This is a genomic window from Rhizobium sp. FKY42, assembly GCF_005222835.1.
Lineage (GTDB): Bacteria > Pseudomonadota > Alphaproteobacteria > Rhizobiales > Rhizobiaceae > Neorhizobium.
The window spans coordinates 305,510-319,148 of sequence record NZ_STGA01000044.1 but is presented as its reverse complement, the minus strand read 5'-3'; the positions used below and the strand labels follow the sequence as shown (position 1 = coordinate 319,148).

Below are 13,639 nucleotides of genomic sequence, written 5' to 3'. Positions count from 1 at the left end.
AGCAAAACCGCTTCTAGCGGTTCAAGCGCAGCGTTTCAAACCTCCACCTCTGGTGGAGGTCATGACTTCTTAAAGCGTGGCGCGATCTTTCAGATTCGCTCCTGACGCTTTAACTCTTTGTTTTGTCGCCTGTCGTTATCGCAAAACTGCCGCACACTTTTGCGCGTCATGCTTTGGGCGATTTAGAGTTTGGTAACGCTATGTAATCCAGATTGACGGTAATTTATGTGTTCAGGCCGAATTTCTATGGCATGAGCACAAAATGCAGCCGCGCGATTTTCGCTTGTTGGCTGAAGCTCACAAGGACGCGTCCAGTGCGCGCGCAGGGCATCAAGGAGCATTCATGACACGCCGTTACTTTGGCACCGATGGCATTCGCGGACAATCGAATGTGTTTCCCATGACGCCGGATCTGGCGATGCGGGTCGGGATTGCAGTCGGCACGATTTTTCGCCGCGGCAATCATCGTCACCGGGTGGTGATCGGCAAGGATACGCGCCTTTCCGGCTACATGCTGGAAAACGCGCTGGTGGCTGGTTTCACGGCGGCGGGTTTGGACGTCTTCCTACTCGGCCCGATCCCCACGCCGGCTGTCGCCATGCTGACGCGCTCGCTACGTGCAGACATTGGCGTGATGATTTCCGCCTCTCACAATCCGTTCGAGGACAACGGCATCAAGCTGTTCGGTCCGGATGGCTACAAGCTTTCCGATGAGCTGGAGCTTGAGATCGAAGACCTGCTCGACAAGGATATCTATGCGCAGCTTGCCAAGCCGCACGAGATTGGCCGTGCCAAGCGCGTGGACGGCGATATCTATCGCTACATCGAATTCGTGAAGCGCACCCTGCCGCGCGATGTGACGCTGAATGGCCTGCGCATTGCCATCGATTGCGCCAATGGTGCGGCCTACAAGGTGGCGCCAACGGCACTTTGGGAACTGGGCGCGGATGTGGTGACAATCGGCAACGCGCCGAACGGGACCAACATCAACCTCGATTGTGGCTCTACCAGCCCGGATGCCTTGCGTAGAAAGGTGCATGAAGTGCGCGCCGATATCGGCATCGCCCTTGATGGTGATGCGGACCGCGTGATCATCGTCGACGAACACGGTCAGATCATCGATGGCGATCAGCTGATGGCCGTCATCGCGGAAAGCTGGCTGGACGACGAGACGCTACGTGGCGGCGGGATTGTCGCGACCGTCATGTCCAACCTGGGACTGGAGCGCTTTCTGAAAAAGAAGGGGCTCAACCTGGCCCGGACAAAGGTGGGCGACCGTTATGTGGTCGAGCATATGCGCAACCACAATTTCAACGTGGGTGGCGAACAGTCCGGCCACATCGTCCTGTCCGATTTTGGAACGACGGGTGATGGTCTTGTGGCGGCCTTGCAGGTTCTGGCGCGCGTCAAGCGTCTCGGGCAGCCGGTCAGCGAAGTGTGCCGCCGGTTCGAGCCTGTTCCGCAATTGCTCAAGAACGTGCGTTTCTCCGGGGGCAAGCCGCTGGAGGATATCATCGTGCGTCAGGCGATCGAGAGTGCGGAAGCAGAACTCGGCAAGAAGGGCAGGCTGGTCATCCGGCCGTCCGGCACCGAGCCACTCATCCGTGTCATGGCAGAGGGCGATGATCGCGCCCAGATCGAGCGGATCGTCAACGATCTCATTGGTGTTATCTCCAACGTTCGTTCCGCGGCCTGAGTTCAGCGCCGAGGTCGAATCAATGAGGGCTCGCGCAATGTCGCGGGCCCTTTTCATTATCCGCTCGTCGGGCGCATTCATGCAAAACTTACCAATCCTCTTAGCGGGGCATTAGCCTTAATTGCTCCTTAACCTTTATCGTTAATGATCCGGTTCAGTTTAGAACAACCTCGCCGCGCCGCGCGTCGAAGCAAACTGGAACTTGGAGTTCTTGCCATGAGGAATACCCTGATCGGCGCACTTGTCCTGGCCCTGACGGCAGGTGTGGCTCATTCCGCAGACCTTTATCAGCCGCAGCCGGAGGTTCCCCTGAACGCGCCGGAAGTTGAGGTTCAACAGAGCTCCAGTGGCTGGTATCTGCGCGGCGATGTAGGTTATGGCTTCAACGACCTTCGCGGCGCAAACTTCTATCAGGGCAATGATACCAGCCAGAAGGTTGACTTTCATCGCTCCGAACTGCGCGATGCGTTCACCGTCGGCGGCGGTGTCGGCTACCAGATCAACAACTATCTTCGCACGGACGTAACCTTCGACTACCTCTCCAAGAGCAAGTTCGAAGGCTCCACCAAGGGCGGCGGTGCGGCATTCGGCGCCTGCGTTGGACCTTGCACATCGCGCGATATCGCGAACATGCGCGCCTACAGCCTGCTGGCAAACGCCTATGTCGATCTCGGAACCTACGGCTATTTCACGCCTTACGTCGGCGCCGGTCTCGGCGGCACCTACGTGAAGTGGGACAAACTGCGCAACACATCCTGCGCTGACAACGGTACGGGTTGCGACACCACCGTGGAACACGGCGGCAAGGGCGGCTGGCGCTTTACCTATGCGCTTATGGCCGGTGCGACGATAGACGTTACCTGCAACCTCAAGGCTGATGTCGGTTACCGCTATCGCCGCGTTGAAGGTGGCGATATGTTCGGCTACGCCCAGAACGGCGGACCGGGCTACGACAAGGGCTTCGACGTTCACGAAGCGCGTCTCGGCGCCCGCTACACATTCGGTGGATGTGCGGCCCCTTACGTTCCGGAAGAGCCGGCTCCGGCCCCGATCGTTTACAAGTAAGATCGCATATTTGTACTTAAAGCCGTCCACAGTCCGTGGGCGGCTTTTTTCGTTGCTTTAGCTTGCAAGTTGCGTCTGCTGTATCGGTTTTTTCGACCATTTGAAGATTGAAGGTGCTTCAAGGGTTTGTTCCTCGCGTGGGCATTTGAACCCTGGTTCGCTCTCCTGTGTGCGAAGAAGATTGCGCAAAAAAGACATCTTGCGTTTCAAAAACGACTTGACCGGAGTGTCTCCTTCCACTAGCAACAGCGGCGGGACACCTCTCCCCAACGAGAGGCTAATTACCTGGAAGGGTATCTATATGGCTGATATAATCGCCCCCGCCGTGCGTCCGGCAAACTCTCATTTTTCTTCTGGCCCATGCTCCAAGCGCCCCGGTTGGACGCTCGAAGCACTCGCTGATGCCCCGCTCGGTCGCTCGCACCGCGCTAAGGTTGGCAAGAACAAGCTGAAGCTGGCCATTGATCTTACCCGTGAAATTCTGAATGTGCCTGCGGATTATCGCATTGGCATCGTGCCTGCATCCGATACCGGCGCTGTCGAAATGGCCATGTGGTCGCTGCTCGGCGAGCGCGGCGTTGACATGCTGTCCTGGGAAAGCTTCGGCGCTGGCTGGGTGACGGACGTCGTCAAGCAGTTGAAGCTCACGGATGTTCGCAAGTTCAATGCCGATTACGGTCTTCTGCCGGATCTGGCGCAGGTCGACTTCGACCGCGACGTCGTCTTCACCTGGAACGGCACCACCTCTGGCGTTCGCGTTCCGAATGCGGATTTCATCCCGGCTGACCGCAAAGGCCTGACGATCTGCGACGCAACGTCTGCAGCCTTTGCGCAGAACCTCGATTTCGCCAAGCTCGATGTTACCACCTTCTCCTGGCAGAAGGTGTTGGGCGGCGAGGGTGGTCATGGTGTGATCATTCTCAGCCCGCGTGCCGTAGAGCGGCTGACCACTTACGTTCCGGCCTGGCCGCTGCCGAAGATCTTCCGCATGACGTCTGGCGGCAAGCTGATCGAAGGCATCTTCGTTGGCGAAACCATCAACACGCCTTCCATGCTTTGCGTTGAAGACTACATCGATGCGCTGAACTGGGCAAAGTCGGTCGGTGGTCTTGAGGGCTTGATGGCGCGCGCTGATGCCAACGCGAAGGTGATCTTTGATTTCGTCGAAGCCAATGACTGGATCGCCAATCTCGCTGTCGATCCGGCGACGCGCTCCAACACCTCCGTCTGCCTGAAGATCGTTGATCCGGACGTACTTGCGCTGGATGCCGACGGACAGGCTGCCTTTGCGAAGGGTGTCGTTGCCCTTCTCGAAAAGGAAAATGTTGCGCTTGATATCGGCGCCTATCGCGACGCCCCGTCCGGCCTTCGCATCTGGGCTGGTGCAACTATCGATACAGCTGACATGCAGGCTGTGATGCCTTGGCTGACCTGGGCCTTTGAGACCCAGAAGGCTGCCTTGCTCAAGGCCGCTGCCTGATTTGCATTCGGTCCTGCCCCAGAGGCAGGACCACATTCCCCATTGTTGATCGTTACAAGCGAACTCTATCAGGAGGCCTCGTCATGGCACCTCGCGTTCTCGTATCCGACGAACTTTCGGAAACCGCCGTCCAGATCTTCCGCGATCGCGGCGTTGAAGTGGATTTCCAGCCGAAGCTTGGCAAGGACAAGGACAAGCTGGCCGAGATCATCGGCAATTACGATGGTCTGGCCATTCGTTCGGCCACCAAGGCCACTGAAAAGCTGATTGCCGCCGCCACGAACCTCAAGGTCATTGGCCGCGCCGGTATCGGCGTCGATAACGTTGATATTCCTGCCGCTTCCAAGCGCGGTATCATCGTCATGAACACGCCGTTCGGCAATTCCATCACGACGGCTGAACATGCCATCGCGCTGATGTTCGCCGTCGCGCGTCAAATTCCTGCGGCTGATGCCTCCACGCAGGCAGGCAAGTGGGAAAAGTCGAAGTTCATGGGTGTCGAAATCACCGGCAAGACGCTCGGCGTCATCGGTGCCGGCAATATCGGTTCCATCGTCTGCTCGCGTGCCATCGGCCTCAAGATGCATGTCATCGCCTATGACCCCTTCCTGTCGGCCGAGCGTGCTCAGGAAATGGGTGTGAAGAAGGTTGAGCTGGACGAGTTGCTGGCGCAGGCCGACTTCATCACGCTGCATGTCCCGATGACGGACAAGACGCGCGGCATTCTTTCCCGCGAAGCGCTTGCCAAGACCAAGCCCGGCGTTCGCATCATCAATTGCGCCCGTGGTGGTCTGGTGGATGAGCAGGCTCTGGCCGATGCCATCAAGTCTGGCCATGTGGCTGGCGCCGGTTTTGACGTATTCGAAGTGGAGCCTGCAACGGAAAGCCCGCTGTTTGGTCTGCCGAATGTGGTCTGCACGCCGCATCTTGGCGCTTCGACGACCGAAGCTCAGGAAAATGTTGCCCTACAGGTGGCAGAACAGATGTCGGATTACCTCGTGAAGGGTGCCGTCTCCAACGCCATCAACATGCCCTCGATCACCGCTGAAGAAGCGCCGATTCTGAAGCCGTTCATCCGCCTTGCTGATGTTCTGGGTTCGTTTGCCGGTCAGGTTACCGAAAACCCGATCAAGGCGATCGAGATCCTCTATGACGGCCAGACGGCATCGATGAACACCCGTGCCCTGACCTCTGCTCTGCTGGCGGGCCTGATCCGCAATCAGGTGGCAGACGTGAACATGGTTTCGGCACCGATCATGATCAAGGAAAAGGGCATCGTCCTTTCCGAAGTGAAGCGTGACAAGACCGGCGTTTACGATGGCTATATCAAGCTGACGATCACCACCGACAAGCAGACTCGTTCTGTTGCCGGCACGGTGTTCTCGGATGGCAAGCCGCGCTTCATCCAGATCAAGGGTATCAATATGGATGCCGATGTGGGTGCGGACATGATCTACATCTCCAACACCGACGTTCCCGGCATGATCGGTTTCGTGGGCACGACGCTCGGCAATGCCGGCGTCAACATTGCAAACTTCCAGCTGGGTCGCGAGAAGGAAGGCGGCGATGCGATCGCGCTTCTGTATGTCGACGGTGCCATCAAGCAGGAGGTTCTGGATCAGCTGACCGCCAATCCGGCGATCAAGCAGGCAAAGCCGCTGACCTTCAACGTCGACTGAAGCTAGTTCCCTCCCAGGACAAGAAGAACCCGGTCGGATTTTTCCGCCGGGTTTTTCACGTTATAGGTTTCATTGATCAAAACCGCGTCAGATCGTCTTGCAGCCTCTAAAAACTTTTCGCGATGCTCTCTATATAGATTGCAATGCCCGTGGGACGGGTTTTTGAGGAGAGAGAAATGTTTGCAAAACTTCGGCGCTTCAAGCACGCCGCTTCCGTGTTGGCAATTGGCATGGTTGTGACTCTGGCCGCCGTTGATTTCGCGGAAGCCCGCCGTGCAGGTTCAAGTGGCTTTGGCAGCCGCGGCACGCGTACCTATGATGCACCTGCCGCGACGAATACGGCTCCCGGTGCTGCTGCGCCGATGCAGCGTTCCATGACCCCGAATACGCCGAATACAGCCGCAAATCCGGGCGCTGCCGCCGGTCAGCAGGCGGCTGGCCAGCAAGCGCGTCGTGGCCTCTTTGGTGGTATCGGTGGTGGTATCATGGGCGGCCTGCTTCTGGGCGGCCTGTTTGGTATGATGATGGGCAATGGTTTTGGCGGTCTTGCCGGCTTCCTCGGCTTGCTGTTCCAGGGCCTGCTGATTGGTGGTATCATCTTCCTGATCATGCGTATGTTCGCGCGTCGTCAGCAGCCTGCAGCGCAAGGTGCGGCTCGTAACGCCTATCAGGCTCCGAATGCGCAAGGACCGGGCTTCAAGATCCCGCAAATGGGTTCGATGGCGGCTGGTGCTGCCGGTGGTGCCGCTGCTGCAGCGGTGGCTCGCCCGAAAGTTGCTTCGCAGGCGACGGATGAAATCGGCATCAACAATGCGGATCTCGATCAGTTCGAGCAGCTGCTGAAGGACGTCCAGGGTGCCTATGGCGCTGAAGACTACGCAAAGCTGCGCGCAATCGCGACGCCGGAAGCCATGTCCTATCTGGCCGAGGAACTGGGCGAGAACGCGACTCAGGGTCTTCGCAATGACGTGAAGGACGTACAACTGCTTCAGGGTGACCTGTCAGAATCCTGGCGGGAAAACGGCCAGGAGTATGCAACGGTTGCCCTGCGTTACCAAAGTATCGATGTGATGGTGAACCGCAACACCGGCAAAGTTGTTTCCGGCGATCCAACCGCTCCGGTTGAAAGCACGGAAATCTGGACATTTGTCCGCAAACCGGGCGAAGCCTGGAAGCTTTCGGCGATCCAGGGCACAGATTAATTGTATAACCGGCGCTGATCTCACAATCGACTTAATGTCGCTTGGTCCGGTTCACCGCCGTAGAATTGCAAATGGGCTCGCTCGAAAGGCGAGCCCTTTTCGCGTTTAGATAAGTAATTCAATGAAATCTAAGGTTGAGTTTTGTCCGCGATCTACGGAAAGACTAATGCTATATCCTCTTGGTCGAGAACGAAGTAGCAAGCGCCGACCAGACAGCGCTGACTCGTGAGGATGAGCCGCATGATCCGAGGCAGAGGCTCTGTCCTCGAACAGGAGTGATGACGATAGGGATACCCGTCATAATTGCGCTTGAGATAAGAAAAACCCGGACAGGCTGGTCAATACGCGTCCGGGTCCAATTCGTAACGTACAGCATGATCGCTCTCATTGCGACGGTCATCATCGGTTATCTCGTCCATCACCTTGTCTTCCGTCTGCTGACCCGCTTGTGGAGACGCAATCGGTCAATGCCTCCGTTGCATCCAACGGCGCCACGCGCGTCATGCAGTTCTGAGTTCAGCCATTGCGCCGAATGTCCGAAAGCTTGCGTTTGCGGGGCTTCCTTTCTATATCAGCGGAGTGAATGAGGCAGTGGCCGATCCCGCTGCCGGATGAGATGCGCCCGTGATGAGGTGCTGACGCCACAACCCAGACCGAGAGAGTTCCTGTGAATACGCTGGATTTTAACAAGAGGCCGGAGGATACGCGCGTTGTCGTCGCCATGTCCGGCGGTGTGGATTCTTCCGTCGTTGCCGGTCTGCTCAAACGTCAGGGCTATGATGTGCTGGGCATCACCCTGCAGCTTTACGATCACGGTGCGGCTGTCCATCGTGCTGGCTCCTGCTGCGCTGGTCAGGATATCGACGATGCGCGTCGCGTTTCGGAAACCCTGGGCATCCCGCATTACGTGCTGGACTATGAAAAGCGGTTCCGCGAAACGGTGATCAATCCTTTCGCCGAAGCCTATGCGATGGGTGAAACGCCGATCCCGTGCGTTGCATGTAACCAGACCGTCAAGTTTGCCGATCTTCTGGCCACGGCGCAGGAACTGGGAGCCGATGCGTTGGCAACAGGCCACTACATCCGTTCGCGCCCTAATCCCTCGTCGGACAATCCGAACCGGCGCGCGCTGTATCGCCCCGTCGACAGCGACCGGGACCAGAGCTGGTTTCTCTTTGCCACCACGCAGGAGCAGATCGACTATCTTCGGTTTCCGCTGGGCGGCATGTCCAAGGCCGAAGTTCGGGCGCTTGCCGAAGACATGGGGCTGGTTGTTGCCAAGAAGGCCGATAGCCAGGACATCTGTTTCGTACCGCAGGGCAAATATGCCGACATCATCAACAAGGTGAAGCCGAATGCGGCGCTTGCCGGCGATATCGTGCACATGGACGGACGTGTGCTAGGCCGTCATGACGGCATCCTGCATTATACGATTGGTCAGCGGAAGGGTCTGGGCGTCGCGACTGGCGAGCCTCTCTACGTGGTCTACCTCGATGCCCGCGGTCGTCGGGTGATCGTCGGTCCGCGTGAGGCGCTCGATACGCACCGGGTTTATCTGCGCGACATGAACTGGATTGGCGATGCCGCTCTTGAGGAGGACGCCAAGGACGGCTTCCACTGTTTCGCCAAGGTTCGCTCTACGCGCCCGCCGACACCGGCGGTGCTTCATGTGGACGAGCGTGGCATCTACGTGGATCTTCTGGTGGGCGAGGCGGGCGTGGCACCCGGTCAGGCCTGCGTGCTCTATTCGGCAGAAGGACCGGATGCGCGCGTCTGGGGCGGCGGTTTCATTGAGCGATCAGAACGGGCAGCCGAGGCAGAAGCCTCTCTCAAGGCGCTTCTTTCGGCACCTGCGGCAGCTTGAGGTCACTCTCCACAACGTCATGAAAAGGCGCTGCGTTTTTGTAACAACCGCGCTTGACTTTGCCCGGAGCATCCCTTTATAAGCCCGACATCGCGCCGGGCATGAAACCAGATGCCAGCAGGTTGCGCGAGTGTGGCGGGGTAGCTCAGGTGGTTAGAGCGTGGGATTCATAACCCCAAGGTCGGCGGTTCAAGTCCGCCCCCCGCTACCATCTCTCCCCAAACTTTCATGACATCTTACAGATCTGGCGTGATGCAGCGATCACAGAATGACGTGTCGCCAGTCTTCAGCACACAGCCATCTGGCCTCTTGCATTTGCGTCTATAGGCCAGCGGGCGGACCGGATAGATATCCGCGTTGAGGGGGCGGCCTTCGGCACTGCTCAAGACTTCCTGATGCTTGGTCCGTATCATCTTCATGCGACTGAAATCCAACAGTCTGTCGAAGAAAAGCAAGAGACTGCTGATAGCGGTCAATCTCTTTTGCTGCTCGATAGATGAGATTGAAGACACCGTGACCTCAGCCTTCAAAGGCATCTCTGACATGGAGCCGGCACGCAAATCCAAAACCCGGCGCAGCAATGGCATGTCCGGTTCTGCTGTTTCCTCAGCCTCGTCGGGTGGGAAGTGCTGCAGGGGACGCAGCCCTTTCAACGATGAGACGGGGAACATCTGGGTATCCGGCTCAGAGGTGTTGCGATCTGACAGGTGTTCGGGCGTGGAGCCAGCCATGATCTTGCCGGGGGCCAGCGGATCATTATCCGCTGGCGGGTCGCTAGACCTTTTCCTCAGATGCGCACTCATCGGATTCAAAAGATCAGGATTGAGAAGATGACTGGCGGGCAGCGCTGTTCGGAACTGTCCATGGGGGATGGCCTTTTCCAGCCTTGAGCCTATCGGTGTGTTTAGGTGTCCACCCCTTCGAGGAAACATGTGATCTGCATCGTGCAGCGCGTTTGTGTCGACCTGCTGATTCTGCCTGCCGTCTTTGAGATCAATCCGGCTCCGTCCCATAAGCTGATCTCGATGATCTTTCCCTTCACCTGGAGCCATGCTCTGCCGATGGAGATTGGCATCGGCTGGGGTAGCGTCCACCGAACTCAAAAGGCCCGACGTGGCGTGAGATTGGTCTTCGCCATATCGCGCACTGTTTCCTGCGTCCGGTTTCGCCTGATGAAGCGTTTGCGGCTCGCTGTCCGCCTCTCTGCCTGATGTTGCGCTCAGTTGCAGGCGGCGCGCGCTGGAGAGATTGGCCTGATGCAACTGAACCCTGCCACCATATTCCTGCTGGGCACGGCTTTCCTGACTCAAACCCGATGGGAGAGGATCTGCGGGCGGACTGCCCTGTTTTTGTGAAGGCGGTGCGCCCTCAAGGCTCATGGAGTTTTACCTCCGAAGGAGTGAACTCATGGACATCGACATGAGCGCACTGAGATTTTTTCCGGGATATAAAAACGCTTCAGGCCTGTATTTTTCAACCTTGAGGTAATTTTATCAGAAAATCAACCATGTTCATTAAACATTTGGGCTGGCAAGGTCGCTCCCCCTGATCCGCAACAGGAGCATTCCAGACAGGCTGTTGCTGCACGGGGTTCGGCGGGGTCTGAAACTGTCATGGCCGGTAGCGTAGCCTTCAGTTGACCGGGATGCGGCTCAAGGCCTTCCCGTTATATAGAAGGGATCAGGCGTATAGATAGCAACGCCCAATCCCTTCTCCTCGTGAATCGACCGGATTGGATTACTGAACAGAGCCAGTTCCGCCGAACTTCGCTTTAGTCGTCTTGCCCGCCGCCTGCTCCTGATGTTGAGCCGTTGCTTGCAGCTGACGATCCCCGGCTGCCTGCACCGGACGTTGGTGGGGTGTATGGGCTGGTGCTCACGTCGTCGACAAGGCGGCGGCGGTGATCGCCATTGTTCGACCAGCTCGGCTTGCCGAGGAAGTCCGGCGGGGCTCCCAGTGCCGAGGCGGGATTGCTGCTGTCATGCGCCAGCTTGTTCAGGTTCATGCCACTGAACGCCCCATCCACATCCTTCAGAGGCGATGGTTCCGCCAGCATTTCGATGAATGGATTGTCGGAGGTGATGATCTGCGAATAGGGCTGCAGCGCACCGAAGGTGCGGCGCTGATCCATATCCGGACGATTCGGCAGATCAATGATCGTGCCCTGATGCGAGTAGTAAAAGGGCTTTCCATTGACCGAAATGGCTTCCGAAATGTTCGATTCAGTGATCGGGACCTTGGCGTTGCCATCCATTGCGCGGAACTTGTTGACGGTATCTGTCATTTCGCCAAGGTTGGGGGCACCCTTGAGACGCAGCACTTCCACCATTGGGACGTCGCCCAGGGTTCTGACGCCATTGAGCCAGTTTGCACCTTGTGTTGATATGGATTCGGATGAAACGCTGTTGGCGATCTCTGACAGGTTGGAGAGAACGGGTATGAGTTTGAGATTGTTGTAAGGCGTGCTGCTTTTCGCGATTGCTTCGCTTGATGCTCGCAGCCGGGTGAGCAGTGGTGACGGGCTGCCGCGCAGTTCCTCCTGCTCGAAGTTGGAGTCCGGCATATACTTCGCGTAGATCTTGATGCCGATATTACCGCGGACATCCGCATTCTCTGGACGCGAAAGCATTTCCACGGCGATCAGTGACGACTTTTCATCCTTCGGATCCAGCATGATGTTGACGGCATCCGGATCCTTTGTATCCGCCTTGGTCTTGCGGACATAGTTGATCACGCTTTGCAGTGTTTCCGGATATTGCTGTTTGCCGTCGCGCGTGACGGCGGGCGTCCGTTCGTTCGTGACCGGATTCCAGATGCTCAACGGCATATTCGCAAACTCCTTGCTGTCGACATCAGCAATGTTGCGGTTGCGCGCATCGTTGGTCACACGGCCAATCGTTTCATCGTGCATGAGGAAGGCGACGCCATCCTTGGAGGATCGCAGATCCAGTTCGATGCCACGGAAGTTGTGCGTGCGTGCGTTTTCCGCTGCATTGATGGAGTTTTCGATGATGCCTTTCGAGTTGTCGAAGAGGCCCCGGTGTGCAACCACCTGCTTGCGCATGGGGTTTGGTCCGTTCGTCAGGGTCGCCGCCTCGGAGGGTGTCATGAACAGGTTCTTGCCGTAACCACGCTCACCGGCAATCTGGGTAAGGCGATCCACGGCCTTTGGTGGCAGGCCGTAACTTGCTGGCCATTCGGATTTTCCACCCCCTGCCAGCCATTTTGATACGGACTTGCTCGATGCTTCGTCGATTGGCGGGTCACCCGTAAAATTGACGATGGGGGTAAATTTGCCGTTGGTTTCGCCGGCTTTTCCGCCAGCTTTGCCTTGCCCATCCGCCTTACCGTCATCTGCCAGTTTGCTGACAATGACGGGGCTGCTTGAGCCAGTTGGGGCAATTTTGCGGAACGTGGTGGTGCTGCCGGTTCCAGAGCCGTTCAAGTCTAATTTTATGGAGCCTGAGCCATTTGTGCCCGAACTGCCCGAACCCGAACTGCCCGAACCCGAGCTGCCCGAACCCGAGCTGCCAGAGCCCGAGCTGCCAGAGCCAGAACTTCCAGAACCGCTTGATCTTCCGCTGCCTCCCGGCTGCGGACGCCCGGAGCCCGTTGAGCGATCTCCTGGCTTGCCGTTCTGCCCACCGGAGAGTTGGAAAATTTCATGATTGTCGCTGTCGACAGTCAGTCTTCGCGTTGTTTTCATCGTTGCTACTGCCTCTATGGACCCGGATTGTTGGAACAGGCAGGTTTTGCATTAGTATTCTCTGGAATAGTAAGTATGACTAATGCGCGCCTGACTGCAGTCACGGGTCGCTTAGGGAACAACAATGTCGCAATCAACATGCAAATTTTATACAAATTTAGGTAAAATTGTAAATGTTACAATCAATTGCACGCTTAGGCTTCGGCATTGCAATTAAGCGTTATATTAGAGTCGTCAAAATCATACCTGTCGTATAATAATACAACGATGAGTAAGGCGCCATCTGCGCTTTATAATTCTCGTTAGCAAATATAACGAACTGTCGCAAAAGGGCGCCTAATGCGTGTGCCTGTGTTTTTGTCAGAGAAGGAGATCACAATTTCGTGATCCCATAACGTCGCCTGCTATTTTAGGCTAATCTCTTATCCTAGAGTGTCTGCCAAACGCAGCGCCACTGCCACGCGTTTCAATCGGGTTGAGTCGGTATCGGTCCCGTTCTCCAGAGCCTCCAGTTCGGCAACCGTCAAACCGGTGGCAATTGCCAGATCTTCGAGGCTGTAACCTGCTGTGCGACGTGCCGTGGCGATGGTTTCGGCAATGGAAATTGCGCGGTTATCATCGAAATTGCTGTGAGAGATCGTCATGAATACTCCTTCGGTAGTGCCGATGTTCGCTCGGCAAATCGGGCACAATAGCCCTTGTCTCAGTCCTAAAGGATGCGGCGCCGGTAACAGACCGTCACGCGGCGTCACATAAGTAGTTCCTAAATTTTTTCTGGCCAAGTAAAAATATGGCCTGCTCGTGACGGGAGCGTGAACCTCAAGACGCAGGAGCGGCCAAATGGTTCCCGGCAGCCCGCGAAATTTCCTATTCGGACTGTTGCTCAGCTTCACTTGATGAAGATCAATTCGTCACAATCCGGCGAGTGTAAGCTACGCTCATCAGCT

10 protein-coding genes and 1 tRNA gene are annotated in these 13,639 nt (G+C 57.0%); 8 read left to right on the top strand and 3 right to left on the bottom strand.

Annotated elements, in window-relative coordinates; translation table 11 throughout:
- Positions 1-343 precede the first annotated feature (343 nt).
- The 7 genes from glmM (at position 344) to E8M78_RS17715 (ending at position 9,197) form a co-directional block, all read left to right on the top strand.
- A complete protein-coding gene (glmM, locus tag E8M78_RS17745) occupies positions 344-1,696 on the top strand; it encodes a phosphoglucosamine mutase (protein WP_137136300.1) in 1,353 nt (450 codons plus the stop codon).
- Between the two features lie 216 nt (positions 1,697-1,912).
- On the top strand, positions 1,913-2,761 hold the full coding sequence (locus E8M78_RS17740) for an outer membrane protein (protein ID WP_137136299.1): 849 nt from the start codon (positions 1,913-1,915) through the stop codon (positions 2,759-2,761).
- A gap of 301 nt (positions 2,762-3,062) precedes the next feature.
- The gene (locus E8M78_RS17735; protein WP_137136298.1) at positions 3,063-4,241 is read left to right on the top strand and encodes a phosphoserine transaminase; all 1,179 of its coding nucleotides are present in this window, start codon (positions 3,063-3,065) and stop codon (positions 4,239-4,241) included.
- A gap of 83 nt (positions 4,242-4,324) precedes the next feature.
- A complete protein-coding gene (serA, locus tag E8M78_RS17730) occupies positions 4,325-5,920 on the top strand; it encodes a phosphoglycerate dehydrogenase (protein WP_137136297.1) in 1,596 nt (531 codons plus the stop codon).
- Positions 5,921-6,096: 176 nt separating this feature from the next.
- Positions 6,097-7,122 (top strand): Tim44 domain-containing protein, encoded by a 1,026-nt coding sequence (locus E8M78_RS17725; protein ID WP_137136296.1) that lies wholly within the window; start codon positions 6,097-6,099, stop codon positions 7,120-7,122.
- A 667-nt stretch (positions 7,123-7,789) separates the two neighbouring features.
- The gene (gene mnmA / locus E8M78_RS17720) at positions 7,790-8,986 is read left to right on the top strand and encodes a tRNA 2-thiouridine(34) synthase MnmA (protein WP_137136295.1); all 1,197 of its coding nucleotides are present in this window, start codon (positions 7,790-7,792) and stop codon (positions 8,984-8,986) included.
- A 134-nt stretch (positions 8,987-9,120) separates the two neighbouring features.
- A tRNA-Met gene (locus E8M78_RS17715) sits at positions 9,121-9,197 on the top strand.
- Between the two features lie 25 nt (positions 9,198-9,222).
- On the opposite strand, the gene E8M78_RS17710 is transcribed toward E8M78_RS17715, so the two are convergent.
- Positions 9,223-9,789, bottom strand: a complete 567-nt coding sequence (locus E8M78_RS17710; protein ID WP_137136294.1) for a hypothetical protein — start codon at positions 9,787-9,789, stop codon at positions 9,223-9,225.
- 129 nt (positions 9,790-9,918) lie between these two features.
- Between E8M78_RS17710 and E8M78_RS17705 the strand changes: the two genes are divergently transcribed.
- Positions 9,919-10,197, top strand: coding sequence for a hypothetical protein (locus E8M78_RS17705; protein WP_137136293.1), 279 nt, complete (start codon positions 9,919-9,921; stop codon positions 10,195-10,197).
- A gap of 560 nt (positions 10,198-10,757) precedes the next feature.
- Here E8M78_RS17705 and E8M78_RS17700 read toward each other — a convergent pair.
- Together E8M78_RS17700 and E8M78_RS17690 are read right to left on the bottom strand one after the other, a co-directional pair.
- Entirely contained in the window at positions 10,758-12,431 is a 1,674-nt protein-coding gene (locus tag E8M78_RS17700) for a glycerophosphodiester phosphodiesterase family protein (RefSeq protein WP_137136292.1), read from the bottom strand.
- 683 nt (positions 12,432-13,114) lie between these two features.
- Positions 13,115-13,336, bottom strand: coding sequence for a helix-turn-helix transcriptional regulator (locus tag E8M78_RS17690; RefSeq protein ID WP_137136290.1), 222 nt, complete (start codon positions 13,334-13,336; stop codon positions 13,115-13,117).
- Between the last annotated feature and the right edge of the window lie 303 nt (positions 13,337-13,639).

Excerpts from the sequence above, each read along its gene's own strand:
- E8M78_RS17710 (WP_137136294.1), bottom strand. The coding sequence starts at position 9,789 with ATGAGTGCGCATCTGAGGAAAAGGTCTAGCGACCCGCCAGCGGATAAT.
- E8M78_RS17740 (WP_137136299.1), top strand. The coding sequence starts at position 1,913 with ATGAGGAATACCCTGATCGGCGCACTTGTCCTGGCCCTGACGGCAGGT.
- glmM (WP_137136300.1), top strand. The coding sequence starts at position 344 with ATGACACGCCGTTACTTTGGCACCGATGGCATTCGCGGACAATCGAAT.
- E8M78_RS17690 (WP_137136290.1), bottom strand. The coding sequence starts at position 13,336 with ATGACGATCTCTCACAGCAATTTCGATGATAACCGCGCAATTTCCATT.
- E8M78_RS17735 (WP_137136298.1), top strand. The coding sequence starts at position 3,063 with ATGGCTGATATAATCGCCCCCGCCGTGCGTCCGGCAAACTCTCATTTT.
- E8M78_RS17725 (WP_137136296.1), top strand. The coding sequence starts at position 6,097 with ATGTTTGCAAAACTTCGGCGCTTCAAGCACGCCGCTTCCGTGTTGGCA.
- serA (WP_137136297.1), top strand. The coding sequence starts at position 4,325 with ATGGCACCTCGCGTTCTCGTATCCGACGAACTTTCGGAAACCGCCGTC.